Origin of the sequence: Lacticaseibacillus absianus, from assembly GCF_013407595.1 — a bacterium.
Classification (GTDB): Bacteria; Bacillota; Bacilli; order Lactobacillales; family Lactobacillaceae; genus Lacticaseibacillus; species Lacticaseibacillus absianus.
The window spans coordinates 110,461-135,807 of sequence record NZ_JABEKX010000002.1; the positions used below are offsets into that span (position 1 = coordinate 110,461).

At 61.6% G+C, this 25,347-nt stretch carries 23 protein-coding genes; 20 read left to right on the plus strand and 3 right to left on the minus strand.

What is annotated here, in order from left to right:
• The first annotated feature begins 18 nt into the window (after positions 1-18).
• The 20 genes from HII33_RS05510 (at position 19) to HII33_RS05605 (ending at position 21,895) form a co-directional block, all read left to right on the plus strand.
• Positions 19-426 carry a PTS sugar transporter subunit IIA gene (locus HII33_RS05510; RefSeq protein ID WP_179394812.1) on the plus strand — a complete coding sequence of 136 codons (408 nt, stop codon included), beginning with the start codon at positions 19-21 and terminating at the stop codon, positions 424-426.
• Between the two features lie 12 nt (positions 427-438).
• Complete coding sequence (locus tag HII33_RS05515) at positions 439-930, plus strand: PTS sugar transporter subunit IIB (protein WP_179394813.1); 492 nt, start codon at positions 439-441, stop codon at positions 928-930.
• Between the two features lie 22 nt (positions 931-952).
• Positions 953-1,786: a PTS mannose/fructose/sorbose/N-acetylgalactosamine transporter subunit IIC gene (locus HII33_RS05520; RefSeq protein ID WP_179394814.1), complete on the plus strand. Its 834-nt coding sequence runs from the start codon at positions 953-955 to the stop codon at positions 1,784-1,786.
• Complete coding sequence (locus HII33_RS05525) at positions 1,783-2,610, plus strand: PTS system mannose/fructose/sorbose family transporter subunit IID (protein WP_179394815.1); 828 nt, start codon at positions 1,783-1,785, stop codon at positions 2,608-2,610. Before HII33_RS05520 ends, HII33_RS05525 begins: the two co-directional genes overlap by 4 nt.
• On the plus strand, positions 2,611-3,312 hold the full coding sequence (locus HII33_RS05530; protein ID WP_179394816.1) for an MgtC/SapB family protein: 702 nt from the start codon (positions 2,611-2,613) through the stop codon (positions 3,310-3,312).
• Positions 3,313-3,335: 23 nt separating this feature from the next.
• The gene (locus HII33_RS05535; RefSeq protein WP_179394817.1) at positions 3,336-4,619 is read left to right on the plus strand and encodes an RNA polymerase factor sigma-54; all 1,284 of its coding nucleotides are present in this window, start codon (positions 3,336-3,338) and stop codon (positions 4,617-4,619) included.
• Between the two features lie 154 nt (positions 4,620-4,773).
• Entirely contained in the window at positions 4,774-5,709 is a 936-nt protein-coding gene (locus HII33_RS05540) for an ABC transporter ATP-binding protein (RefSeq protein WP_179394818.1), read from the plus strand.
• Positions 5,702-7,231, plus strand: coding sequence for an ABC transporter permease/substrate-binding protein (locus HII33_RS05545; RefSeq protein ID WP_179394819.1), 1,530 nt, complete (start codon positions 5,702-5,704; stop codon positions 7,229-7,231). The genes HII33_RS05540 and HII33_RS05545 overlap by 8 nt, the downstream gene beginning before the upstream one ends.
• A 5-nt stretch (positions 7,232-7,236) precedes the next feature.
• The gene (locus HII33_RS05550) at positions 7,237-8,181 is read left to right on the plus strand and encodes an NAD(P)-dependent oxidoreductase (RefSeq protein WP_179394820.1); all 945 of its coding nucleotides are present in this window, start codon (positions 7,237-7,239) and stop codon (positions 8,179-8,181) included.
• A gap of 105 nt (positions 8,182-8,286) precedes the next feature.
• Positions 8,287-9,723, plus strand: coding sequence for a glycoside hydrolase family 1 protein (locus HII33_RS05555; protein ID WP_179394821.1), 1,437 nt, complete (start codon positions 8,287-8,289; stop codon positions 9,721-9,723).
• 247 nt (positions 9,724-9,970) lie between these two features.
• Positions 9,971-12,685 (plus strand): YhgE/Pip family protein, encoded by a 2,715-nt coding sequence (locus HII33_RS05560; RefSeq protein ID WP_179394822.1) that lies wholly within the window; start codon positions 9,971-9,973, stop codon positions 12,683-12,685.
• Positions 12,686-12,706: 21 nt separating this feature from the next.
• Positions 12,707-13,141 (plus strand): MarR family winged helix-turn-helix transcriptional regulator, encoded by a 435-nt coding sequence (locus HII33_RS05565; RefSeq protein ID WP_179394823.1) that lies wholly within the window; start codon positions 12,707-12,709, stop codon positions 13,139-13,141.
• 105 nt (positions 13,142-13,246) lie between these two features.
• Complete coding sequence (locus tag HII33_RS05570) at positions 13,247-14,002, plus strand: sulfite exporter TauE/SafE family protein (RefSeq protein WP_179394824.1); 756 nt, start codon at positions 13,247-13,249, stop codon at positions 14,000-14,002.
• Between the two features lie 161 nt (positions 14,003-14,163).
• Positions 14,164-14,967: a CAT RNA binding domain-containing protein gene (locus HII33_RS05575; RefSeq protein WP_179394825.1), complete on the plus strand. Its 804-nt coding sequence runs from the start codon at positions 14,164-14,166 to the stop codon at positions 14,965-14,967.
• A 38-nt stretch (positions 14,968-15,005) separates the two neighbouring features.
• Complete coding sequence (locus HII33_RS05580) at positions 15,006-16,964, plus strand: beta-glucoside-specific PTS transporter subunit IIABC (RefSeq protein WP_179394826.1); 1,959 nt, start codon at positions 15,006-15,008, stop codon at positions 16,962-16,964.
• Positions 16,965-17,081: 117 nt separating this feature from the next.
• Complete coding sequence (locus tag HII33_RS05585; RefSeq protein WP_179394827.1) at positions 17,082-17,951, plus strand: AraC family transcriptional regulator; 870 nt, start codon at positions 17,082-17,084, stop codon at positions 17,949-17,951.
• A gap of 54 nt (positions 17,952-18,005) precedes the next feature.
• Complete coding sequence (locus tag HII33_RS05590; protein ID WP_179394828.1) at positions 18,006-18,623, plus strand: sugar O-acetyltransferase; 618 nt, start codon at positions 18,006-18,008, stop codon at positions 18,621-18,623.
• The gene (locus HII33_RS05595; protein WP_179394829.1) at positions 18,620-19,405 is read left to right on the plus strand and encodes a Cof-type HAD-IIB family hydrolase; all 786 of its coding nucleotides are present in this window, start codon (positions 18,620-18,622) and stop codon (positions 19,403-19,405) included. Before HII33_RS05590 ends, HII33_RS05595 begins: the two co-directional genes overlap by 4 nt.
• Before the next feature lie 302 nt (positions 19,406-19,707).
• Positions 19,708-21,084 (plus strand): Nramp family divalent metal transporter, encoded by a 1,377-nt coding sequence (locus HII33_RS05600; protein WP_179394830.1) that lies wholly within the window; start codon positions 19,708-19,710, stop codon positions 21,082-21,084.
• A 199-nt stretch (positions 21,085-21,283) separates the two neighbouring features.
• On the plus strand, positions 21,284-21,895 hold the full coding sequence (locus HII33_RS05605; protein WP_179394831.1) for a hypothetical protein: 612 nt from the start codon (positions 21,284-21,286) through the stop codon (positions 21,893-21,895).
• A 1,009-nt stretch (positions 21,896-22,904) separates the two neighbouring features.
• On the opposite strand, the gene phnE (HII33_RS05610) is transcribed toward HII33_RS05605, so the two are convergent.
• The 3 genes from phnE (HII33_RS05610) to phnC are packed head-to-tail and all read right to left on the minus strand — an operon-like array spanning position 22,905 to position 25,245.
• Entirely contained in the window at positions 22,905-23,708 is an 804-nt protein-coding gene (gene phnE / locus HII33_RS05610) for a phosphonate ABC transporter, permease protein PhnE (protein ID WP_179394832.1), read from the minus strand.
• Entirely contained in the window at positions 23,705-24,478 is a 774-nt protein-coding gene (gene phnE / locus HII33_RS05615) for a phosphonate ABC transporter, permease protein PhnE (protein WP_179394833.1), read from the minus strand. The genes phnE (HII33_RS05610) and phnE (HII33_RS05615) overlap by 4 nt, the downstream gene beginning before the upstream one ends.
• Positions 24,479-24,480: 2 nt before the next feature.
• Positions 24,481-25,245 (minus strand): phosphonate ABC transporter ATP-binding protein, encoded by a 765-nt coding sequence (phnC, locus tag HII33_RS05620; protein ID WP_179394834.1) that lies wholly within the window; start codon positions 25,243-25,245, stop codon positions 24,481-24,483.
• Between the last annotated feature and the right edge of the window lie 102 nt (positions 25,246-25,347).

Sequence of the window (25,347 nt, forward strand, 5' to 3'; positions counted from 1 at the left end):
ACGAAAGGAGGGAACCGGATGACTGAGATCTTGATCGCCAGTCACGGGCACATGGCTAGTGGGCTTCAGAGCTCACTAGAGATCCTGACTGGCATGGGCGCACGCGTCCAAGTGATCGATGCCTACGTGGATGATTCGGATTACACGGCGCAGATCGCTGCGTTCATTGCCACGGCGAAGCGACCAGCCGTGATCTTCACCGATCTTAAGGGTGGGAGTGTGAATCAAAAAGTCGTTTTGGCTGCGGCAGGACACCCCGACGTGTTCGTGGTGTCACAGATGAACCTTGCAATTATTCTGGCGGTGTTATTGGATGCCGAACCATTGTCTGCTGGGCACTTGGACGACCTGATCGTCCAGAGTCAAGTTGAACGCATCACGTTGACAGACGCACCCGCTGATTCGGAAGACAGCTTTTTGAGCTAAGGAGGAAATGATATGATCGCACAATTACGCGTCGATGATCGATTGATCCACGGGCAAGTCGCTTTGGTCTGGACCAAGGAGCTTGATACACCGGGGATCATTGTTGCCAACGATAACGCGGCGGCCAATGAGATGGTCCAGATGACCCTGAAGATGGCGACCCCAACGGGCAAAAAACTTTTGATCCGCTCGGTTGCGGACGCCATCACAGTATTCAATAACCCTAAGGCGAGCAACATGCGCATTTTTGCACTGACGAATAGTGTGGCTGATGCGCTCAAGATCGCCCAAGCGGTACCCGGAATCGCAGGGATCAACGTTGCCAATGTGGGGCGCTTTGCCGAAAACGCGAAGGAAGCGACTCAGCTGTCTGCAACACTGATGTTGACAGCGTCCGAGCTGGCCGCACTGAAGCAGTTGGCCACACTGGATGTCCCTGTGTTCAATCAAGTTGTGCCGAGTAACGCCAAGACGCCGATCAGCACGTTGCTGAAGGGCCACTAACCTAATCAAGGAGGAATGAACGATGTTAAATACCGCATTGTTAGCCGCATTATGCGTGTTCGTCTGCTTCGGCGGCAACTGGCTGTGGGGTCAGACGATGATCGAACGCCCACTGGTCGTTGGCTTGGTCGCTGGGTTGGTTTTCGGGGACGTTCGAACTGGGATCATGATGGGGGCATCGCTTGAGGCGATCTTCATGGGTGCTGTCGATATTGGTGGTGCGTTGTCCGCGGAGCCGGTCACCGCGACCGTTTTGGCGGTGACTTTTGCGACCACGCTGGATGTGAACTTGAAGGCCGCTTTGGCCCTGGCGGTGCCGATCGGGGTGTTCGCCGCCTTTATCTCAATGTTTCTGAAGAACGTGGTCATGAATATTTTTGCGCCTGTCGTTGATAAAGTGGCCGCGAACAACGATCCTAAGGGGCTAGTTCGCTTACACTTTGGCATGTGGTTCCTGAACTATTTCGTCTTCTCTCTCGTCACGTTCTTCTCAGTCCTTGCAGGGGCCAAGCCAGTCCAGCAATTGGTCGACCATATCCCGGCGAACCTGATGGCGGGGCTGTCAGCGACCGGTGGCCTGTTGCCGGCGGTCGGGTTTGCGATCTTAATGCGGATGCTGTGGAGCAAACAGCTGTCACCATACTACTTCCTGGGCTTCGTCTTGGCCGCGTATATGAAGCTACCTTCTGTCGCAGTCGCTGCCGTCGGGCTCATCATCGTGGCGCTACAGTGGATGCGGGATAAGCAACTGATGGACCTAGAGAACAAACAAAAGGCGCTGACAACGACTGGTGTCCACACAACGGCTGACGCGCCGAACGACGCGGCGCAGGAAGAGGAGGACTTTTTCTCATGAAGATGACTAAGAATGTTTCACCCGAAGATAAAAAAATGCTCAACAGCATCTTCTGGCGCTCCTTCACCGTCTTCGCCAGTCGTGCAGGGGCGACCAAGACGCATGCGCCTGGCTTCATGTACTCGATCATGCCGGCGCTGGATCGTTACTATAAGGACGATCCTGAAGGCCACCGGCAGGCGATGCAGCGGCACACGACATGGTACAACATCACCCAAAACGTGGGGACTTTCGTCATGGGACTGGTCGCCTCGATGGAGAAGAAGAACGCCGCTGATCCGAACTTCGACTCTGACTCAACGGTTGCCTTGAAGACGTCACTGATGGGCCCACTGTCTGGGATCGGCGATTCGATCTTCTGGGGGGTCTTGCGGGTCATTGCCGCGGGCATCGGGATCAGCCTCGCCAGTCAGGGGTCGATCTTCGGGCCGCTACTGTTCTTGGTGATCTACAATGTTCCGTCGATCCTGACGCGTTACTACCTGACGTACATGGGGTTCACGCTGGGGGACACCTTCATCCAAGATATGTATCGGTCCGGGAGTATGAAGTTGCTCAACAAGTCGGCCTCGACGCTTGGCCTAATGATGATCGGGTGCATGACCGCAACGATGGTCACCTTCCAATCGAAGCTGGCGATCCCGATCAAAGGCGGCAAGCCGATCCTGATCCAGACCTACCTCGATCAGCTCTGGCAAGGATTAGTGCCGCTGGTGGTGACGTTGGTCTGCTACTGGCTTCTGTCTAAGAAAGTCAACGTCAACTGGATCCTGCTGGGTGTCTTGGCCTTGGCGATCGTCCTCGGGTTGCTGGGTGTGGTCTGAGTGTTCGCACTGACATTACGGCAGATTATCGTTCGGCTGGTCCTCGCCGTTTTGATGGCGGGGGTGATCGGCTATGACCGTGAGCACAAGAACCGTCCAGCGGGGATCAAGACGCATGTGCTGGTCTGCGTTGGGGCGTGTATCATCGCGCTGATCCAAAAAGAGATCGGATTCGATGCGCTGAATATCGCGTTGACGTACCCGAAACTAGCAGGGGTGGTTCGTGCCGATGACGCGCGCCTGATCGCACAGGTCGTCTCTGGCATCGGGTTCCTTGGTGCGGGTACGATCATCGTGCAGCATCGGACGATCCGGGGCTTGACCACGGCTGCGAGCCTATGGGCGGTCGCCGGGATCGGTCTGGCCGTCGGAATGGGGGATTATATGATCGCAGTCGTCAGTGCCATCGTGGTGATGCTCGTCTTGGTTTTTCTTAAAAAAATGATCCGGGTCAACCCGATGAAGAAGATCGAGATCCAATACCGTCATAAACTGGAGACCAAAGAATTCATTCAGGCATACTTCGATGCGCATCACATCGCGGTGATCGACGTGAATTTCAGAGTGACGCAAACAGGTGCGGCGCCGATCTATGTTAATATATACGAAATCGAGATCCCACGGACGACGAACTACGCGGATGTGATCGAAGACATCTCGATGAATCAGAATATCATGAAGATTCAGACAGTCAGTCTATGATCGCGATAGGGAGGCAGGGGCCGATGGCACAGACGCAGCGGATGGTTCAACACCCAATGCTTGAGGTGACCACTCGGCTCTTTTTGTCGCCGGTTATGCGTCAGCGGCTGACAGTGCTGCAGTTTGGTGCCGACCAGCTGACCGCACATCTACAGGCGGTGGCTGAGGCCAATCCATTCGTACGACTGCGGGTAGCATCACCGGTCGCGCACGGCGCGGCGGTGGACTGGGTGCCCGACGAGACCACCGAAACGTTGACGGCTCACTTGTTGACTCAGGCGCGGCTGACTCGTGTGCCAGCACGGCTACGTCCGGCACTGACCGCTTTGTGTCTAGCTGTCGATGACGATGGCTATCTCCGTTCACCGTTAACGCTGCTCGCGGCGACCTACCAGCTGCCAGAGGCGCAGTTGGCCGAGGTACTGCCGGTGCTGCAGGCGTTCGACCCTGTCGGGGTCGGCGCGCCGGATCTGACCGCGTGCCTGCTGCGCCAGGCGGCGCAACCTGGGTTCGATCCGGTGGCGCAGGCATTGTTGCGTCACCAGCAGCTGCCCCTGCTAGCAACCCCTGAGCGGTGGGCGAGCCTACCGTATACAGCCACGCAGCTGACGAATGCCTTGGCGGCGATCCGGCGTCTGGACCCTGCGCCGGGGCATCAGTACGCGCGCGCCGCGTCGATTCAGTACTTGACGCCGGATTTTGTGGCACAGTCAGTGGCTGGGCGCACCGTTGTTCAGGTGGCGACAGACGCTTTGCCGCAGTTGGGGTTCGATCAGCGCTACTATGACCAGTTAACGGCTGTGGCGGATGAACCGACTAAGGTGTATTTGCACGCACAACGGCAGCAATACGAGCAGCTCACCGGCGGCTTGGAACGCCGCAAGACGACGTTGACGTTGATCGGTATGTACCTCACAGATCATCAGCAGGCGTACTTGAGTGCGCCGCAGACCCATGCGGTTCAGCCACTGACGCTCAGCGACTGTGCGGCGGCGCTCGGTTTGGCAGTCAGCACGATCAGTCGAGCGGTGCGGGATAAGTACCTTCTGCTCGGTGGCCGCCTGCTTTCCGTTCGGCACTTGTTCGTGCAGGCGGTCCGCCAGGAGTGGTCGCCTGCGCGCGTGCAGCAGCAGATCGCGGCCTTGATCGCAGGCGAATCTCCCGAGGCGCCGCTCAGCGACGAACTGTTGACCCAGCGCCTCGAGGCGATAGGGGTCACGCTATCTCGGCGAACCGTGGCGAAATATCGCGCGCTGGCGGGGTTACCTAACGCATTCCAACGCAAAGCAATGCACCGTCAACCGTAATCGAGGCTGAGCATTACCAGGTGGCGCTCCCTAGTAGGGGGGCGCCATTTTGGGTGGAGTGACGCCGGGCTTTTTTTGCCCTCACAGCTTACTTTTGTTCAGCGTTCGCGTGCGTGCATGGTACACTGGTCACATGACGAAAGGAGCGGTGCGCATGATCGCGTTCAAGCAGGTGACGAAGACTTATCAAGGGGCAGATGCGTTGAGCGGGTTGAGCTTGACCATCGCGGACGGGGAGTTCTTCGTGCTGGTCGGTCCGTCTGGTAGTGGCAAGACCACGCTGTTGAAGATGGTCAACCGCTTGGTGGTCCCAACTAGCGGGACTGTTGAGTTGGACGGCGTCGATGTGGCGACGATGGACCTCGCGGCGCTACGCCGGCACACCGGCTATGTGTTGCAGAGCAGCGCGCTGTTCCCGAACATGACGGTGGGCCAAAACGCCGGTGTGCAGCTGGAAGCCCTTGGCTGGCCTGGCGCTAAGCGTGAGGCACGGGTGCGCGAGCTCCTCGGCCGGGTGGGGCTAGAACCGCAGACGTATTATGGCCGGATGCCGGCCGAGTTGTCTGGCGGGGAGGCGCAGCGAGTCGGGATCGTGCGCGCGCTGGCGGGGGCCCCGAAGCTGATCCTGATGGACGAACCGTTCTCGGCGCTGGACCCGCTCTCGCGCCGACAGCTACAGGCGCTGATTGCACAGCTGCACCAGGAGTTGCAGGTGACGATCGTGTTTGTCACCCATGACATGCAAGAGGCGCTGACGCTTGCGGACCGCCTGGCGGTGATCCACACCGGCACGCTTCAACAGGTCGGGGCTCCGGAGGCGATCACGACCGCGCCGGCCAATGCGTTCGTTGCGGAGTTCTTCGCGCAGTCGGCGCCGACTCGGCCAACGCTGGCGCAAGTGCTGGCCGCTGGATTCGGGCGACCGGTGGTGGCAACTGACACACCGCAACCATTGGCGGCGCACGCGAGCCTGAGCGCCTGGGCAGCGGTCGTGCAGCGTGAGCCGACGCAGACCGTTGCCGTGGGCGAGAAGCTGCTGACGGCGGCGGATCTGATCGCGTACCTGGCGAAGGAGGAAGGCCATGATTGAAGCCGTTGACCAGTACCTGAAGGCGAACAGTGCGGAGCTGCTCGCGGCGTTGGGGCAGCACGTCTTGTTGTCGCTGATCGCCGCCGTGATCACGATCTTGATCGCGTTGCCACTGGCGGTGGCGCTGTTGGACCACCCGAAGCTGGGGGAGGCGGTGCTCCAGGTCGCCAGCGTGATCCAGACGATCCCGAGCCTCGCGATCCTGGGGCTGCTGATCCCGCTGGTCGGCATCGGCACGGTGCCGGCGGTGATCGCATTGGTGCTGTACGCTTTGATGCCAATTTTTGCCAACGCTTATGCTGGGTTGCGCAACATTGACCCGCTACTGCTGGAAGCAGCCGACGCGATGGGCGTGTCCCGGCGCTACAAGCTGTTTCGGATCCAGTTTCCGCTGGCGATGCCTCTGATCTTATCGGGGATCCGCACCGGTGTGGTGATGATCATCGGGACGGCGACGCTTGCGGCGCTGATCGGCGGTGGGGGGCTTGGGACCTATATTCTGCTGGGGATCCAGAGCAATAACAACGCCGCGTTGCTGATCGGTGCGGTGCTGGCGGCCGCCCTGGCGCTGGTCGCCAGCGCGGCGATCCGCCTGCTCAGCCGTTTATCCGGACGGACCCTGTTGATCGGCCTGGCGGTCCTCGTGATCGGTGGCGGCGGGGCGTACGGGGCGCGCGCGCTCAGCCGCCCGCAAGTCGAGACCATTACGATCGCAGGCAAAATGGGCGGGGAGCCCGAGTTATTGATCAACATGTATAAGCGCTTGATCGAACGCGACCAACCGAACGTCCATGTCGTGATCCGGCGCAACTTCGGTGGCACGAGCTTCCTGTTCAAGGCGCTGCGCAGCAAGCAGATCGATCTCTACCCAGAGTTCACCGGGACGGTCCTGCAGGCGCTGGTGCCGCAAAAAACGGGCGTGCCTAAGGACCCGACCCAGGCGTACCAGACCGCCCGCCAAGCGATCGCCGCGCGCTACCAGCTGACGTACCTGAAGCCGATGGCCTACCAGAACGGTTACGGGATGGCCGTGCGCCGCGAGACCGCGACTCGGTACCACCTGCGGACGGTCAGCGATCTGGCGGCGCACCCGGACCTGATCGCCGGGTTCGATCCTGATTTTTACCAGCAACCGGACGGGTACCCCGGGTTGCGTCAGGCGTACGGGTTGGCCTTCACCACGGTGCGGACGATGGAGCCGTCGCTGCGCTACGAGGCGCTGGCCGACGGCGACTTAGGGGTGACGGATGCGTACACGACGGATCCGCAGATCCGCAAGTACGACTTGGTGCTGCTGACGGATGATCGGCACTTCTTTCCGCCTTACCAAGGCGCGCCGTTGATGCGGACCGACTGGGCCAAGGCCCATCCGCAAGTCGTGGCGAGTTTGAACCGCCTGGCGGGTAAGATCACAACGGCGCAGATGCAACAGCTGAACTACCGGGTGACCGTCAAGCACGAGAAGGCGGCGGTAGTCGCCCGCGAATTTTTGGTCGCCCAGGGGTTATTGACGAAGGAGTGAGCCGAATGAGTCAGATCGTGGTGTTGAACGGTGATGTGGTGAACTTCGACGGGCAGGTCGACTGGACCCGACTTGGCCCAGATGTGGCCGTCTATGGTCAGACTGCACCGGCAGAAGTCGTCGCGCGTGCCGCGGGGGCCCAGGTGTTGGTGACGAAGGAGATGCCGATGCCCGGTGCGCTCGTGCGGCAGCTGCCCGCAAGCGTCGAGCTGATCGTGGAGGCGGGGACCGGCTACAACAACCATGACCGCGCGGCGCTGGCCGAGCGCGGGATCGCTTTGGCCAACGTCCCGGCCTACTCGACCGACCGCGTCGCACAGACGGCGGTGATGATGATGCTGGCTTTGGCCAGCTCTTTGCAGACGCAGGTGACGATGCTGGCCCACGGCGACCACCGCAACTTTGACGCGCACTTGATGGTGCCACATGTCGAGCTGAACGGTAAAACCCTGGGTGTGATTGGCTTCGGTCACATCGGGCAGGCGGTGATCAAGATCGCGCAGGCGATGGGGATGCGGATCCTGGTCTCGACCCGCACACCGCGCGTCGATCGCGACGGGATCCACTTTACCAGTCAAGCGGACCTGCTTGCTAACAGTGACGTGGTCTCGCTACACCTGCCGCTGACTCCGGCAACGCACCACCTGATTGACTCGGCGGCGCTTGCGCAGATGAAGCCCAGCGCCTTGTTGATCAACACGGCGCGTGGTGGCCTCGTCGATACGGTCGCGCTGGTCGCAGCCTTGCAGGCCCACCGCCTTGCCGGGGCGGGCCTGGACGTGCAGGAACAAGAGCCACTGCCGGCGACCAGTCCCCTGTGGGCGCTGCCGAATGTGCTCTTGACGCCACATATCGGCTGGAAAGGCGCGGAGACGCGCCAGCGCCTCGTGCAGATCGTCGCGGATGACATTCACGGGTTCCTGAGCGGTCAGCCATTGAACCTCGTCTGATAACATGAACGTCCCCGAGCCGCCAGCCGCGGTCCGGGGACGTTCGGGTCTAGCGGCAGTCACGCGCCAGTAAGCGCTATAATGGGGACGAAAGGGTGCGATGACATGGCAACGTTTCCAGAAGGGTTCTTGATCGGTGGTGCGACCGCCGATTTTCAGTGTGAGGGAGGCTTCGACGTCGGGGGGCGCGGGCGACTGACACATGACTTCGTGACTGCCGGTAGTGTGGACCAGCCGCGCCAGTTGACGCTGAGACTGGCCGATGGACGCCCGGCCCGGGTCGGGTGGCACGACCCGCTCCCCGCGGGGGCACGGGTGATGATCGAGCCGGGGACCTATTATCCGAGCCACCAAGCCACGGATTTTTATCACCACTGGCGGGAGGACATCGACTTGATGGCAGACCTGGGGTTCACGACGTACCGCTTCTCGGTGTGCTGGTCGCGTCTGTTCCCCACTGGCGAGGAGCTGACGCCCAACGAAGCGGGGCTTGCGTTTTACGATCAGGTGATCGACTACCTCGTGGCGCGGCAGATCGCGCCGATCATCACGATCTGTCACGATGAGCTACCGAATGCGCTGGCCGAATCGGTTTCCGGGTGGGCGAGCCGCCACACGATCGCTTGTTATGAGCGGTATGCGTTGACGCTGATCCGGCGCTACCGCAGGCGGGTGCACCACTGGCTGACCTTCAACGAGATCAACATTCTCGGTGGGTATGCGGCGCTGGGCACCCACGCGCAAGACGCCCAGACGCGCTATCAGTGCGTGCACCACATGTTTGTCGCCAGTGCGCGGGTGATCGCCGCGGCGCGGGCGCTTGACCCACAGGCGCGCTTCGGCACAATGTTCATGATGAGCGAGATGTACCCAGCGACGAGCCGGCCAGAAGATGTGTTCGCTGCCTACACCACGCGGCGCGAGCAGTGTTTCTTCTTCGCCGATGTGATGGCACGCGGGCGCTATCCCCGCTACGCCAAGGCGTTCCTGCAGGCGCAAGGGGTGACGTTACGCGTGGCGCCAGGTGACTTGGCGGTGTTGGCGGCGAATCCGATCGACTTTGTCGCCTTCAGTTACTACCGCTCGGGAACTGTGACGCACGCAGCGGGGTTGGTCAACGAGAATCCGCACTTGGCGACGACCCCGTGGGGCTGGCCGATCGATCCGCTGGGGCTGCGCCTGTGCCTCAATGCACTGTATGATCGCTACCAAAAACCGCTGATCGTGATCGAAAACGGGCTGGGCATGGTCGATACGCTGGCCCCGGACGGCACGGTGCACGATGACTACCGCAGTGACTATATGGCCGCACACCTGCGGGCGATCCTCGCGGCGGTCACCGAAGACGGAGTGCCATGTTTTGGGTACACGATGTGGGCGCCGATCGATCTGGTGTCGCTGAGCACTGGCGAGATGAAGAAACGCTACGGCGTCGTCTACGTGGCGATGGACGACCGTGGGCAGGGCAGCCTGCGCCGCGTCCCCAAGGCCTCCTATGCCTGGCTGAAGCGCACGATCGCCACGCGTGGGGCCGAGCTGTGAGGCGCAAGGTCTGTGCAAGCAGGCCTTTTTATTTTGTGAAAAAAATAATTTCCCGCCCCGTCGCAACGCCTGTGGGGTGGTGATAAGACGGCTCGGTGCGCTTGTGAAGGACAGAAAAGCATTGACAAGACTAGGGGATCGGCGGATATTAAGTCTTTGTCAATGGCATAAACAGTTAATGCGGTTGAAGTGATACGCCATAACAGGCGAACCCAGACCCGGTTGGGGTTTGACGAAGGAGTTGACCATGATTTTGTTCAAGCACGAATTCAGAAGCATCGCCAAGAATAAGGGGCTCATGGCAGCGATGTTGGTGATCTTATTCATTCCATTCGCCTACTCGTTTTGCTTCCTCACCTCTGCGTGGGATCCTTACGGGAACACGGGCAAGATCCCCGTGGCGGTCGTCAATCTAGACGAACCGGCCAAGTTGCAGGGCAAGACGATCCATGCCGGTCGCGATACCATCGCGCAGCTGCATGATGACAAGCAACTGAAATGGGTGTTCTGCACCCCCGAGCAGGCCAAAAAAGGCCTGGCCGACAACAAGTACTACACCGTCGTGACTTTCCCGAAGAACTTCTCGGCTAACGCCGCGACACTGATGGACGCGCACCCGAAGCAGATGGAACTCACGTACAAGACGAACGGGTCGCTGAACTACGTCTCTGAGATCATCAGCCAAGTCGGGGCCGATAAGCTAAACAGCCAGATCCGCGAGAAGGTCACCACGGCTTTTGCCGTCGAGCTGTTCGATCAGATCAAGACGATCGGCAAGCAGATCAAGACCGCCAGCGACGGCGCGACGAAGATCACCGCCGGTCAGACCCAGCTCAACGACGGCCTGACCCAGCTGCACGACAACGTCCCGACCCTGAGCGACGGCGTGACCCAGTTGGCGGATGGCGGCACCCAGCTTTACACCGGACTGGGCCAGCTCAACGGCAAGGTGCCGGCGCTGGTCGGCGGCGTGTCGCAGCTGACTGCCGGCAGCGGCCAGGTCACTGATGGGCTAGGCCAGTTGAACAAGAATGTCCCTGCACTGAAGACCGGCGTGCAGCAGCTGAACGCTGGGGGCTCCCAGTTGAACGTAGGCTTAGGTCAGTTGAACGCACAGGTGCCGACGCTGGCGTCTGGTGTGACGAAACTCAATGGTGGAATCAATGAACTGGCCACCAAAGTTGGGACAGAGCCTGATTCCGGCGATCAGAGCAAGTTGACCTCAGGTGTACGCCTGTTGAAGAATGGAATCAACGAATTGTACCGTCTGACGCTGACTTCGCGCGATGATAACCCGGACATGCCGACGGGGGTCGCAATGATGAAGGCAGGGATGGATAAGTTAGTCTCTGCGGTTCAGAATCAGAATACTCTGATTAGCACGTCTTTCATGCAAGTTGATATGGGCTTGCCAACTGTCGCTGGGGTGACCGCTGAAGACATCGGCTTACCCGCCGGTTCGAAGCTCTACCCCCTGTACCACTTTGAAAAAGCGACCACGGCGGCAACTAAGCAGTCCAAGACTGATCTTGATAGTCTAGAAGCTGCTGTTACCGCCTCAGGCGATGCGGCTGCACAGGCGGCTTTGGATCAGTTCAAACAATCCTATGTGGCGGAGCAAGAAGCCAACCAAGAAGGCTATTCCACCGTCAAGGCGTATCTGAACTACGCCAAGACCTCGATCGGCGACAAGACCTATGACGCGCAAGGCGATCCCAAGGGTCTGCTCAACGCCGTCCAGATCTTCCAGACCAAGCTCACCACACTTGATAATGAGCTGAGTCATCCAGACCAGAGCGGTCACGATACGTATAAGAGTGCCGTTCAGCAACTGCAGGTGGGCCTGACACAACTTGATGACAGCGTCAACGGGGCCAGTGATAAGAGCCTCATGAATGGCGTTGCCCAGCTTAAAGCAGGTATGAACCAGCTGTACGCCGCAGTGCCAACGCTGAAAGATGGCGTGTCCCAGCTCTACGCGGGTTCTGGTCGGTTGGCTACCGGCCTCAATCAGCTGAACGGTAAGACGCCAGCACTTGCTAGTGGGGTCTCGCAGCTCTACGCAGGCTCCGGCCAAGTGACGGCCGGCCTGGGTCAACTCAACGGGCAGACGCCAGTCCTGTCCAGCGGCGTCGCTCAGCTTTACACGGGTTCTGGTCAACTGAACGCAGGGCTCAAGCAGCTCAACGGGCAGGTGCCGACCTTGGCCAGTGGGGTCAACCAGCTGTATGACGGCTCTGGCAAGCTCGTTGCGGCCAACACACAGCTGTCCGACGGTCTGTCTGCTGGCTACGAGCAGATCGCGCGCACCAAGCTGACGAAGCTGACGGCCAAGATGTTTGCCGCACCGTCTAAGGACGTGCAGCTGAAGTACTCGAGCGTCAAGAACTACGGTGCCGCCTTGGCCCCTTACGTGCTGGCGTTGGCGCTGTTCATCGCGATCATCATCTTCAACTTCGCCTACCCGATGAAGCGGGAAGCCGACGACGACCGCGCACCGCTGCAGTGGCTCTTGAGCAAGCTGGCGGTCGGGACCGGGGTCGCCGTGGCTGCCGGGCTCATCGAAGCCGGTCTGATGCTGGCGATGATGCACCTGCCAGTCGATCACGTGGCCGGGTTCTTCGGGATCACGCTGCTGTTCGCCTTGGCTGCACAGTATCTGACGATGATGCTCAACATCGCCTTTGGCCGCGCCGGGATCTTCGTCGCCTTGGGCTTGCTCACCCTGAGCGGCTCCGGTGGCCTGTTCCCAGCTGAGACGATCAGCCCGCTGTATGAAAGCACGCAGAAGTTCCTACCGCTGACCTATGCGATCAACGGTTACCGGGAGATGATCACAAGCGGGATCAACGCCGGCACGGTCGCGACCAGCGTGGTCGTGCTCCTCGCCACGGCGGTGATCAGCCTCGCCTTGATGATCCCCGCGACGATGATGCACATGAAGACGCCCGCCCACGACTGATCGGGGCAGAAAGGAACGCCGATGGGAGACCCGCAACTGCTTCAAGATTACCTGCGCATGTACTGGCAGACGTTCAAAAAGCTAGACGAGCTGATCGCCGAGCCGATGAAGGCGGACGGGCTTTCCTTCGAGCAATTCCTGATCATGCGCGACTTGGCGGCCGGTCACGAGCTGGCGGTCAGTGAGATCGCGCAGCGCCGTGGGGTGACCCGCGCCGCGATCTCCCGGCAGATCAAGGTCTTGATCACGCGGGGGATGGTGGTGCAGGAGCGCCAGATGGGCGACCGCCGGCGCTTGCCGCTGGCGTTGACGCCTGCCGGAGCCGCAGTCACCGCACGCCTGAACCAGCAGATCGAGGCGCGCTTCGCTTACTGGGTCGAACTGCTCGGTGAGGCGGACGCCCGCGAGCTGCTGCGGCTGATGGAGCGTGTCGGCGAGCGGATCATTCAACGCTAAGTGGTCGGACCGGGTCAACGACTAATGTTGACCCGGTCTTTTTTTGGCCTACCCGAGCCGACCGGCTTGCGGTATACTGGGCACATTCTGACTGGGGGCGTGGCGATGACGGTGACGAGCTTCTTCTATCTATTAGCGGCGGGGGTGGCGGCCGGGCTACTGAGCTCGATGGCGGGGCTGGCGTCGTTGGTCTCGTATCCGGTGCTGCTGAGCCTGGGCGTGCCGCCGGTCAACGCGAACGTGACGAACACGGCCGCGCTGATCTTCAACGGACTGGGGTCGGGGCTGTCAAGTCTGCGTGAGTTGCGGGCCCATCCGCGCATCACGCTGCGGGTGACGGTCTGGGCGTTGCTCGGCGGGCTGGTCGGCAGCCTGATCCTCGCCTTTGCGCCGGCGACGACGTTTGAGAAGGTCGTCCCGTTTTTGATCCTACTGGCCGCCCTGTTGATGTTGTGGTCGGCGCGGCCGCAGTCCCAACGGGCGGCGGCAAGCGGTGGTGATCACCGCGTTGGCCAGGCACTGGCGGTGTTGGCCGTGGGGGTCTACATCGGCTACTTCGGCGCAAGTGCTGGGATCATCATGCTCTCGATCCTCAGCCTGACGCTGACGGTGGACTTTGCGACGAGCAATGCGATCAAGAACTTCGCGTGTTTTGCCACTAACGTGATGGCGCTCGTGATCTACATGCTGACGACGCGGATCTACTGGCTGATGGTGGTGCCCTTGGGCGCGGGGATGTTCGTCGGTGGCTTCCTCGGGCCGATCGTCGTGCGCCATGTCTCGGCGCAGTTGCTACGGCTCAGCGTGGCGATCGCCGCCTTGGGCCTGGCCGGGTATTTGTTCTACGGTGCGTACGGCTGAGTCAAGCAGATTAGTTGACGCTGTCGGGCTTTGGCTGTACGATGCACACGTAAAGTGAGCGTGTTACTGATTCGATCAGGCATGACCTTTCTTACACGAAAGCGTAAGGTGGGGCATGCCTTTTTTGGCGTCTGGCGGCCCCGGCGAAGGAGGCGAACACCGTGCGATTCGTCAAGAACTTCAACAATAACGCTGCGCTGGTGGTCGATGACTGGGGCCGCGAATGGGTGGTGCTCGGCAACGGGGTCGGCTTCGGCAAACACGCCGGTCAACCGGTCGATGACGGTGCGATCCTGCGGCGCTTCAAGGCGGCTGGGGACGTGACGACGCTGCCGACCGCACTCGCCGTGGCGACGCGTGCGGTGGTGGCGCTGGTCGAAGCTCAGCTGCGGGTCCAACTCGCCCCGGCGCAGGCGCAACTGCTGGCCGCCCACATCCGCTTGGCCGCACACCGGGCCCAGGCGGCCCCTGTGCTTCCCGAGGCCAGCGCCCAGTGGGAGCTGACCCACCTGTTCCCGCAGGAGTTTCAGGCGGCGACCGCCGCGGTGGCGCTGTTGAACGGCGTGCTGGCGCGGCCACTGGCGCCGATCGAAGCGGTGTTTTTGACCTACCACCTCATCACCCTGACCGCGGGACAGGCGGCCGGGGCGGCGCTTGGGCAGCTGAACCAGCTGATGCGCGGGGTGATCGACCTAGTGGCGCCGCTGGATGTGACGTCGTATGCCTACGCTCACTTCGTCACGCACCTGCGCGCCTTGTTGATCCGCCTGATGCACCACGAGGTGGCCCCGGTGGGTGATGCCGCGCTGACCGCCCAGATCGCCGCGGCGTACGCACCGGCTTTTGCCACCGTCCAGGCGGTCGGCCAGTACCTGATGCGGACGCAAGGCTGGGTGCTGACGCCGGCGGATCAGCTGGACCTGACGCTTGATGTCTGGCGCATCACGCACGGGGAGCCGGCGTGAGCGGATCGCGACGCACGCGTCGCAAAGGAGGAGTACACATGGCGTATGAAGATCTAGGGCAAGCGATCGTTAAGCTCGTCGGTGGCCGGGAGAACGTCAATAGCGTGATCCACTGTACGACGCGCTTGCGGTTTCGCCTCAAAGACGAAGGCAAGGCGGATACGACGGCACTGAAGCAGACCCCCGGCGTGGTGACCGTGGTCCAAAGCGGTGGCCAATACCAAGTCGTGATCGGCAACCAAGTGGCCGAGGTGTTCCAGGCCGTCGTGACCGCCGGTGGATTCGGTGAAGCCCCGGTGGCCGACGGCGGCGCTGACGAGCGGCCGATGAGTTGGTTGGACCGGGCGATCGATTTGATCTCGAGTATTTTTGCCCCGATGCTGGGGCTGTTGGCGGCAACGGGGATGATCAAGGGGTTCAACGCGCTGTTCACGGCGGTGGGCTGGCTGACCCCAACGGCGGGCACCTACATCGTGCTCAATGCGATCGGTGACGCGTTCTTCTACTTCCTGCCGGTGCTGTTGGGTTACTCAGCGGCGCGCAAATTCAAGCTAGAGCCGCTGATGGGGATGACGATCGGTGCGGCGCTGGTCTATCCGAGCATCGTCGCCTTGGCGCCGCTGAACGTTGCGGCCGGGACCCAGCCGCTGATGACGCTGTTCGGCGGCACGCCGCTGGCCGCCAACGTGTACCTGCGCTTTCTGGGCGTGCCGGTGATCATGATGAATTACACGTCTTCGGTGATCCCGATCATCGTGGCGGTGTGGCTGGCCGCGCGCTGGCAACGCGTCTTGCAGCGGGTGATCCCGACGGTGGTGCGGACGTTTCTCGTGCCGTTTTTCACCCTGTTGGTGATTGTGCCGCTGACGCTGATCGTCATCGGCCCGCTGGCGTCTTGGACTGGCGACGCGATCTCGGCCGGCGTCGTTAGCGTCTACCGCTTCGCCCCGGTGCTCGCCGGGATGCTGCTCGGCGCCTTGTGGCAGGTGATGGTGATCTTCGGGCTGCACTGGGGGCTGATCCCGATCGCGATCTTGAACGTGCAAAACCTGCACTACGACTACCTGCTGGCGCTGATGTTCGGCACCACCTTCGCCCAGATCGGCGCGGTACTGGCCGTCACGTTGGCCAACCGTGACGCCAAGGTCCGCAGCCTCGGCTGGTCGACCTTCATCTCGGGGATCTTCGGGGTGACGGAGCCGGCGATCTACGGCGTGACGCTACCGCGCAAAAAGCCGTTCATCATGAGCTGTATCGCGGCGTCGATCAGCGGCGGGCTGCTCGGGTTGTTCGGCACGCGGATCTACATGCTGGGCGGCCTCGGTGTGTTCCAGTTCCCGGTCATGATCGATCCGGCCGGCATGGACATGGGCTTCTACGGTGCGGCGATCGCGGCGGCTACCGCCTTTGTGCTCGGCTTCGGGCTGACCTGGCTGTTCGCCCGCGATAGTCTCGTGCTCGACCCGGCGACTGGCACCCCGGAGAGCCCGGTCGCCAGTCCCGCTGCTCCAGACGCGGGCACGGCCGTTGCAGCGGAGACGCTGGTCGCGCCGGTCAGCGGGACCGTGATCCCGCTCAGCGCCGTCAAGGATGAGGTGTTCGCCTCTGGGGCGATGGGGCAGGGGCTCGCGGTCGTGCCGACGGACGGCACGGTCTACGCGCCTGCCGACGGGCTGGTCGTCATGGTGTTTGCCACCAAGCACGCGATCGGGCTGCGGACCGCTCAAGGCGCTGAGGTCCTGATCCACATTGGGATGGACACCGTGCAGCTGGAAGGGGCGCACTTCACCCAGCTGGTGGCCCAAGGAGCGACGGTCAAGCAGGGGACCGCGCTGATCCACTTCGACCCAGCGGCGATTAGCGCAGCCGGTTATGATCTGACGACGCCGATGATCGTCACGAACACGGCGGCGTACCAGGCGGTAACGCCGCTGCAGACGACTGGGACCGTGGCACACGGGGCGAGCGTGTTGACGCTGACGCCGTCAACGGACTGAGCCAATCGCGATGGGCCCCGGACCGCACTTGCGGCGCCGGGGCTTTTTTAGGTCAGCCGCGTTCGCCGTTGTCAGCGCGCCGCCAGACGGTTATGCTAATCAGGAGGTGAAAAAACATTGGCAGAATTCGAGCGGGTGCAACAGGTCCCCCGGTTGCCCTTCAAATTTTATGCGCACGACCCGCTGACGGCGATCGACGTGGCACCGCACTGGCATCAGGGGATCGAGCTGAATCTATTGGTCGCCGGTGGCGCGCTGGCCTTCGTGACCGACGGCCGTACGGTGACGTATCGGCCCGGGGAGGTCTGGGCGGTGAACCGCCGCGCGGTACACAGCGCCAGTGGTGCGCGGCGCACAGACTGGGATGAGTTCGGGCTGATCATCGACGAGACGTTCCTGACGGCGCGGCTGCCGCAAAGTACCAACTGGCATCTCGACCTGGAAGGACGCGCGTCGGCCGCCTTGGCGCCTGACGAGTACGCGGCGCTGCGCGACCACCTGCTGGCGATCCGCACCCTGATGGATCAGGGGCTGACGCCGAACCGGCGCTTGTTGATCCTGAGTCATTTTTACCCGCTACTGGTGCTGCTCGATGAGGCGTTCACGACGCCACTGGCTGACCTGGATGTCAACCCGAATCCGAGCCTGGTCGACATGGTGATGGCGAAGATCGACCGCGACTTTGCGCAACCACTGACGACGGCGGCGATCGCGGCGCAGTTCCATGTCTCGCTGACCACGCTGAACCAGCAGTTCAACAAGACGGTCCAGATGCCGGTCGCCCATTACGTGCGGCTGGTGCGGCTGATGGCGGCGCGCCGTCTGCTGTTGGAGTCGGATAAGCAGATCGACTACATCGCCAGTACCGTCGGGTTTGGCAGCGTGAAGTCGCTGACGCGCAACTTCAAGGCGTGGAAAAACCTGACGCCCAGCGCCTACCGCCAGGCATACGCGCAAACAGCCAAAATTGACCGTTCCTGCCTTTAGAAGTGTCCCTTGCGTGGGCCGCGCTGTGCGATACTAACAGTGGAGGTGGACACGATGACCAAAGACTCGACCCGCATGCTCGCGGGGCAACTGTATGATGCTTCAGACCCAGTCCTGCACGACGCGCGCGTGCACGCCCGGACACTGGTGGCGCGCTACAACGACCTTGGCCCAGAAGACAAAGCCGAGCGCAAGGCGCTGTTAGCGACGATGATCGACTGCCCGAGCGGCGACGCCTACATCGAGGCGCCGACGCGGCTAGATTACGGCACGAACGTGCATGTCGGGCCGAATTTTTACGCGAATTACGAGAGCATCTTCTTAGATGTCGCGCCGATCACGATCGGGGCCAACGTGATGCTCGGACCACGCGTCGGCCTGTACACCGCCGGCCATCCGCTGGATGCCGCTGTGCGGGTGGCGGGGCTGGAGTACGGCCACCCGATCACGATCGGCGATAACGTCTGGCTCGGCGGCAACGTGACCGTCTGCCCCGGCGTCACGATCGGCGATAACGTGGTCGTCGGCGCTGGCTCGGTGGTGACGAAGGACTTACCAGCCAACGTGGTCGCCGCCGGGGTGCCGGCGCGCCCGCTGCGTAAGCTGACCGCCAACGACGCCCGCTATTGGCAAGCCGAACAAGACGCCTATCATCAGGAGGACCCGACATGACGCAGTTATTCGCAACCGATATGGATGGCACGTTCCTGCGCGCTGACATGACCTATGACCGTGAGCGCTTCAGCCGCCTGTACGCCAAGATGCAAGCTCAAGGGATCCGCTGGGTGGTCGCCAGTGGTAACCAGGTGTACCAGCTGCGCTCGTTTTTTACCGATTACCCCGAGACCTTGTTCGTGGCAGAAAATGGGGCGTACCTCGGAACGACGACGGAAGAGCTCGCCGTGCACCACTTCAGCGATGAGGCGGTCGCGGCGATCCTGCCGATCGTCAGCGCCTTGCCGGACGTCAACTTCTTGGTGTGTGGGGCCGAGAGTGCCTACACGCTGGCGACGACGCCGGCTGATTACGTCACCTTCGCCCGGCAGTATTACCATCGCCTGCTGGTCGTCGACCGCTACGAAGACGTCCACGATCGCATCTTGAAGTTTGCGCTCACGTGCCCGCCGGCGCAGACCGACGCGCTGGTCGCCGAGCTGAAGACGGCGCTTGGCGCATGGGCCGAGCCGACGAGCTCAGGCCACGGGGATATCGACTTGATCCAGCCTGGGCTGCACAAGGCGGCCGGGCTCGCCGAACTGGGCGGAATGCTCGACATCCCGCTGAGTGCGATGTGCGCGTTCGGTGATGGCGGGAACGACCTGGAGATGCTCCGCGAGGTCGGGACGGGGGTCGCAATGGCCAACGCGACGCCGGCAGTCAAGGCGGTGGCCGATGTGATCACCGGCACGAACGCCGACGCCGGCGTCCTGCAATACATGGAACACGTGCTGTGAAGCACCCGCGGCCGGCGGACGTCGGCCGCTTTTTTGTGGCCAGCGGTAGGGCGACTCAGAGTTGAGCCGTAACAAACTTTCACCGCGCGATCACCAGTCGCTGCGCTGCTGATAACGGCGCTGAACCCCGCGGTCAAGGCGTTTCGGCCGCTCACACAAAAAGAATTAGGGTGGCCCAAAAATTTACTTGTTTTCTGAAAGAATCGGGCGTAAAGTAACCTGTGGGGTTTGAGCGAGCGCTCAGTTGGGGCTGAGCGAGATCGATACCAAATTTCTAAACCAATAGAAAAGAGGCCGTTCGAATGAAGGCAAAAGAATCAAAGAAAAAGCGCGAGGTCCTGCACTTCGCCGATGAGCCAGGCCAGCAGAGCCTGAGCGAGGTGAACGGGACTGTCGAAGTGCCAAAGAACGCCGGCTTCTTCCGCACCTTGATGGCCTACACTGGTCCCGGCGTCCTGATCGCCGTTGGGTACATGGATCCGGGTAACTGGATCACCTCCATCGCCGGGGGCGCGCAGTACCAGTACCGCCTGTTGGCCGTCGTCTTGCTGTCCAGCCTGATCGCGATGCTCCTGCAGAGCATGGCGGCCAAGCTCGGGATCGTTACCGGCCGCGATCTGGCCCAGTTGACGCGTGAGCACACCGGCAAAGTCTCCGGGTTCCTCTTGTGGATCGTCGCAGAACTGGCGATCATGGCCACGGACATTGCCGAGATCATCGGCTCGGCGATCGCGATCAAGCTCTTATTCAATATCCCCCTAATCATGGGGATCGTCATCACCGCCGCCGACGTCTTGATCTTGTTGCTCCTGATGAAGCTCGGGTTCCGTAAGATCGAAGCGATCGTGGCCACGTTGGTTGCCGTGATCCTCATGGTCTTCGCTTACGAAGTGTTCCTGGCGAGCCCGAGCGTCACCGGGATCTTGGAAGGGTACCTGCCGACCAAAGACATTCTGACCAATCATGGCATGCTGTACCTGACGCTGGGGATCGTCGGGGCGACCGTGATGCCACACGATCTGTACCTCGGCTCGTCGATCTCCCAGACGCGTAAAGTCGATCGGACGAACCGGGCCGAGTTGGCCCAAGCCGTGCGTTTTTCCACCATTGACTCGAACTTGCAGCTGATCTTGGCCTTCATCGTCAACTCGCTGCTGTTGATCTTAGGGGCGGCGCTGTTCTACGGCACCAACTCCGACCTTGGGCGCTTCGTGGACCTGTTCCATGCGCTGAGCGACTCCCAGATCGTCGGGGCCATCGCCAGTCCGATCCTCTCCATGCTCTTCGCCGTTGCGCTACTGTCTTCGGGTCAGAGCTCGACGATCACCGGCACGTTGGCCGGCCAGATCATCATGGAAGGCTTCATCCACCTGAAGATGCCGATGTGGGCTCAGCGCCTGCTGACTCGGCTGCTGTCCGTGACGCCGGTCCTGATCTTCGCGATCTACTACCACGGCAACGAAGCCAAGATCGAAGACCTGCTGACCTTCTCGCAAGTCTTCCTGAGCGTTGCCTTACCGTTCGCGGTCATCCCGCTGGTGGCGTTCACTTCGAACAAAGACTTGATGGGGGAATTCGCCAACAAGACTTGGGTGCGCATCTGCGCTTGGACTGCGACCTGGGTGCTGATCGCGCTGAACGTCTACCTGATCCTGCAGACACTGGGGATCATGAGCTGAGCACGCCTGTTGAACCGTCCTTGCCTGCGGGGGAGGACGGTTTTTGCGTGCAGTCAGGCGGGGGCGGTGCAGCGCTCAGGTGGATACGGTGGCCGTAGGGGTCACGCTCGGACCAGAGGCGGATTGACAGCCTTTGTGAAAGCAGTATCATGAACCTAACCGCGCGTCCGGAGCTGGCGCGCCACTTGGGGAGGACAGTATGGGCACAAAGATTCCAAACGAGCAGGAAATGCAGGCGCTGGTGCGCGACCTAGGCGTCGAGCCAGACGGTAATTTTTTGCTGGCACAGCATCATAATAGTGCGGGCAAAAGCATCGCCACCGAGCTGCTGGGGGGCACTTATCTCAATGCGCGCTCCGAGCAACCCTTCGCTGTTGTGTTCGCGCCAGACGCGATCATCACGCAGCGGCTGAAAGATGACCAAGTTCACCGGTATCCGCGCGCCGAGGTCGAGCACTTCACCGTGCGCGATGGGGCGGAGGAGTCAGTCGTCTTCGACTTCGACTGGCAGGGTGAGCACCTTAGCTTCTATGCGAACAAGGACGCCAGCATGAGGCTCCGCTACGTAGCCGATAACTTGCGCCAGCTGCTGGCAAACGATTTTGGCCACTACGCCCAAGACATGAGTCACGTGGGGGTCAAGGGGTTGGCGGCGTACAAGTACCCGGTGCTGGAGTCGATCCTACCGCTCGGGCTGCTGGTGATGATGGTCGTGACCAAGGATGCGCACATCGGCCGCGGCCTGCTCCTGGCCGGGGCGTTGCTTGCGTTCATCTGGGTGCCGAAGTTGCCGCGGCCAACGCGACGGTAAAAAAAGTCAGTGCCGAGTCGTTTTGGTTGCCAAAAGCCGCGGTCCGCAGTAGACTGCAGGTACTTCATGGGGAGCTCGCCTGGTGATCGCGTCAGCGCAACGTGGTCGTTCACCGACGGGTAGCCGAAATCATCCAGGGGCATTGCGTCCTCAGTAGGCTCGACCCAGAGTATCGATACAGTGAGGCGTGATGAGTATGCTCACGTTAGATGGTCGAAGTCGGATGACACCACTGGGCACAAGGCAAGACGGTGGTGATCGCAACGTCGCAAGCGGCCACGCCAAGTCGTCTGAACTTGGCGGGACAATCAGGCGGTGGCACAGACTGCACGGTGCCACCACCCCACCGGTAAGCCGAGAGACTCAAGGCCCCGGTGAGGCTCCGCGGGACCGCCGCGGTAAGTCAGCCAAAGGCGTCCTCAGGTGCCCTGAGGACGCCTTTGGTGTGTCTAGAACCAGAGCGGCGCAAGGCCGCCCTTAGCGGGACGACTAGCCTAGCCGGGCGCCTTGGACCGCTCCTGGGTCCAAGGTGTCCGGCGTAGCTAGACGCGCCCGCGTTGGCCTTGCAGAGCTCGACGACGATTGGGAAGTAGTAAGCAAGCACCCAACCATTGGTGAGACCCCGCCCAACGTCAGCCCCAAAGCCACAATATTGTGCGCATCCCCAGGCGTGGCCTTGCGTTGGGCCGCCTTAGACCGCACCCACATGCGCTTCGCAGCTCGACGAACCAGAGCGCAGCGGAGGCGAACTTAGGGCGACAGATTGCCTAGCCAAGCGCGTTGACCCCTGGTCTTGGGGTCGGCGTGCTTGGCGTAGCAAGATGCGCGCCCGTTGCCTCCGCGGAGCTCGACGACGGTCGGGAAGCAGTAAGCAAGCACCCAACCGTTGGTAAGTCCCCGCGCGCCGCCACCGACCGGTGCCACCTTCAGTCCGAGTCCAAGTGACGCCAAAAACCCAGCCTCGCGCGAATGCGAGGCTGGGCTTTTTCAACTTGCGATCAGGGGCGACTCACACTAGCCGCTTGCGCAGGGTACCAGAGAGCCAATCGACGATCGTGACCATCAGGATGATGCCGAGCAGGATAATGCCGACGCGGCTCCATGAACGGGTCTGAATCGCGAAGATCAGCGGCGTGCCGACCCCGCCAGCGCCGACCATCCCGAGGATGGAGGCAGAGCGGATGGCTAGCTCGAAGCGGTACAACGTGTTGGAGACGAATTCCGGCAGCAGCTGTGGCAGGCTGGCCAGGATGGTGACATCCAGGCGCGAGCCCCCGGCTGCGGTGACGGATTCGCCGGCGCCTTGATCCATGTTCTCGATCGCCTCGGAGAACAGCTTGGCCAGCATGCCGACGCTGTGGAACCCGACGGCGAGTACCCCGGCAAAGGAGCCGGGTCCGACGGCCTTGATAAACATCAGCGCCATGACGATCTCAGGGAAGGTCCGGATCGCGGTCAGGATGAATTTGCCGGAACGCGAGGTGAGCCAGAACTTGTTGGGGGTGTGTGCCGCCCAGAACGCGAAGGGCAGACTGATGATCGCGCTGATGAAGGTCCCTAGGAAGGCGATCCCGAGGGTCTGGAGCAGGGCGTTGGTCAAGTCTTCGCCATCACCGGTCCAGACGTAGCCCCAGTCGGGGTGGATCAGGCCGGCCCACATGGACTTGGCAACGACCACCGCGTTTTCCTTCAGCGCAAAGCTCGGCATGCCGGTGAAGGACCAGCCGACCAGCACGAGGACGGCCGCCCAGCCGAGCCAAAAGCCGAGGCGGTGTGCCGCTGGGGCCTTAGGTAACTTATTCGTCTCTGTCATAGTAAGGCCTCCCGGGTTTTGCCGCTGACGTAATCGATCAGGAGCACGACGACGAAGATCACGAGTACCATCAGGCCGACGCGGTCATAGCGAAACATGGACAGTGCCTGTTGAAGGTAGACCCCGATCCCGCCGGCTCCGAGGTAGCCGAGGACAGTCGAGGCGCGCACGTTGATCTCGAACGCGTACAGGACATAGGAGACGAAGTAATTGGCGATCTGCGGAAAAACTGCGAAGCGAATGATCTCCAGGCGCCCGGCACCGGCTGCCCGGACCGCTTCGAGCGGGCCGGGGTCGATGGTCTCGACAGCTTCATAGAACAGCTTGCCGACCATGCCGAAGGTGAAGATTGCTAGGGTGATGACCCCGGCGACCGGGCCGATGCCGACAACGGCGACGAACAGTGCAGCGAGCATCAGGTCCGGGATCGTCCGCACGATGTTCAGGATGAAGCGGAACACGCCGACGACCACTTTGTTGGTCACGATGTTGCGGGCGACCAGCAGCGCATAGGGGAACGCGAGCACGGAGCCGATCAGGGTCCCGAGCACGGCCATCTTGATGGTCTCAAGCATTGGGGCAAACACGTAAGGGGTGTAGTGCCAGTCCGGTTGGCACATCTCGACGAAGATCTTGGTGAACTCGCCGAAGTTCTCGAAGAACTTGCCGATGTGGGCGTCGGTGATGATCGCCGACCAGATCAGGCCGAGCACCATGACCGCGGTGAGCACCCATTTTTGCCACGGAAAAGCGCGCTTAGGTAGGCTCATGCTCACGCCTCCTCCTGGCCGCTGTAGATCGCCGCCATGGTCGCGGCGTCGGCGCTGGTGACTGGACCATCGAAGACCTTCTCGCCTGCGCGGATCCCGACGATGCGGGTCCCATACTCCTGGGCCAACTCGACATTGTGCAGGTTGATCAGAATGGTGATCCCCAGCTCTTGGTTGATCCGCCGCAGGTCGTCCATCACACGCTTGGTGGTCTGCGGGTCGAGGCTGGCGATCGGTTCATCGGCCAAGATAATGCGCGGCGACTGGGTGAGCGCCCGCGCAATGGAGACGCGCTGTTGTTGGCCGCCGGAGAGCTGATCGGCGCGCGTGTAGACCTTATCCGCCAGCTCGACGGTCTGCAGGGCCTCGTACGCGCGTTGCTTGTCCTCGGCGGAGAACAGGCCGAAGAGCATCTTCCACGTCGGGTAATAGCCGACGCGCCCGGTCAGCACGTTCTTGAGCACGGTGGCGCGGCGGACCAGGTTGAAGTTCTGGAAGATCATCCCGATCTTGCGCCGGATGTGCAGCAGTTGCTTACCGCGGGCCTTCGTGATCGATTCGCCATCGATGCGGATGTCACCGCTGGAGATATCGTGCAGGCGGTTGACGGCGCGCATCAACGTGCTTTTGCCAGCCCCGCTCAGGCCGACAACGACGACGAACTCGCCGGGCATGATGGTCAAGTCGATGTCCTTGAGGCCGATGACCCCGTTGGTGTAGATCTTGTTCACGTGCTCGAATTCAATGACGGGCTTTGGTTCTGCCATGTGGGTATTCCTCCTATAATGACGGGCGGCAATGGCGCCATTGCCGCAAACACGCGGCCGTGCAATAGATCACGGCCGCGTGTAAGACGATGCGGTGGGCGT

Bases quoted from the DNA above. Each gene is read 5' to 3' on its own strand.
- HII33_RS05510 (WP_179394812.1), top strand. From the start codon at position 19: ATGACTGAGATCTTGATCGCCAGTCACGGGCACATGGCTAGTGGGCTT.
- HII33_RS05515 (WP_179394813.1), top strand. From the start codon at position 439: ATGATCGCACAATTACGCGTCGATGATCGATTGATCCACGGGCAAGTC.
- HII33_RS05520 (WP_179394814.1), top strand. From the start codon at position 953: ATGTTAAATACCGCATTGTTAGCCGCATTATGCGTGTTCGTCTGCTTC.
- HII33_RS05525 (WP_179394815.1), top strand. From the start codon at position 1,783: ATGAAGATGACTAAGAATGTTTCACCCGAAGATAAAAAAATGCTCAAC.
- HII33_RS05535 (WP_179394817.1), top strand. From the start codon at position 3,336: ATGGCACAGACGCAGCGGATGGTTCAACACCCAATGCTTGAGGTGACC.
- HII33_RS05540 (WP_179394818.1), top strand. From the start codon at position 4,774: ATGATCGCGTTCAAGCAGGTGACGAAGACTTATCAAGGGGCAGATGCG.
- HII33_RS05545 (WP_179394819.1), top strand. From the start codon at position 5,702: ATGATTGAAGCCGTTGACCAGTACCTGAAGGCGAACAGTGCGGAGCTG.
- HII33_RS05550 (WP_179394820.1), top strand. From the start codon at position 7,237: ATGAGTCAGATCGTGGTGTTGAACGGTGATGTGGTGAACTTCGACGGG.
- HII33_RS05555 (WP_179394821.1), top strand. From the start codon at position 8,287: ATGGCAACGTTTCCAGAAGGGTTCTTGATCGGTGGTGCGACCGCCGAT.
- HII33_RS05560 (WP_179394822.1), top strand. From the start codon at position 9,971: ATGATTTTGTTCAAGCACGAATTCAGAAGCATCGCCAAGAATAAGGGG.
- HII33_RS05565 (WP_179394823.1), top strand. From the start codon at position 12,707: ATGGGAGACCCGCAACTGCTTCAAGATTACCTGCGCATGTACTGGCAG.
- HII33_RS05570 (WP_179394824.1), top strand. From the start codon at position 13,247: ATGACGGTGACGAGCTTCTTCTATCTATTAGCGGCGGGGGTGGCGGCC.
- HII33_RS05580 (WP_179394826.1), top strand. From the start codon at position 15,006: ATGGCGTATGAAGATCTAGGGCAAGCGATCGTTAAGCTCGTCGGTGGC.
- HII33_RS05590 (WP_179394828.1), top strand. From the start codon at position 18,006: ATGACCAAAGACTCGACCCGCATGCTCGCGGGGCAACTGTATGATGCT.
- HII33_RS05595 (WP_179394829.1), top strand. From the start codon at position 18,620: ATGACGCAGTTATTCGCAACCGATATGGATGGCACGTTCCTGCGCGCT.
- HII33_RS05600 (WP_179394830.1), top strand. From the start codon at position 19,708: ATGAAGGCAAAAGAATCAAAGAAAAAGCGCGAGGTCCTGCACTTCGCC.
- HII33_RS05605 (WP_179394831.1), top strand. From the start codon at position 21,284: ATGGGCACAAAGATTCCAAACGAGCAGGAAATGCAGGCGCTGGTGCGC.
- phnE (WP_179394832.1), bottom strand. From the start codon at position 23,708: ATGACAGAGACGAATAAGTTACCTAAGGCCCCAGCGGCACACCGCCTC.
- phnE (WP_179394833.1), bottom strand. From the start codon at position 24,478: ATGAGCCTACCTAAGCGCGCTTTTCCGTGGCAAAAATGGGTGCTCACC.
- phnC (WP_179394834.1), bottom strand. From the start codon at position 25,245: ATGGCAGAACCAAAGCCCGTCATTGAATTCGAGCACGTGAACAAGATC.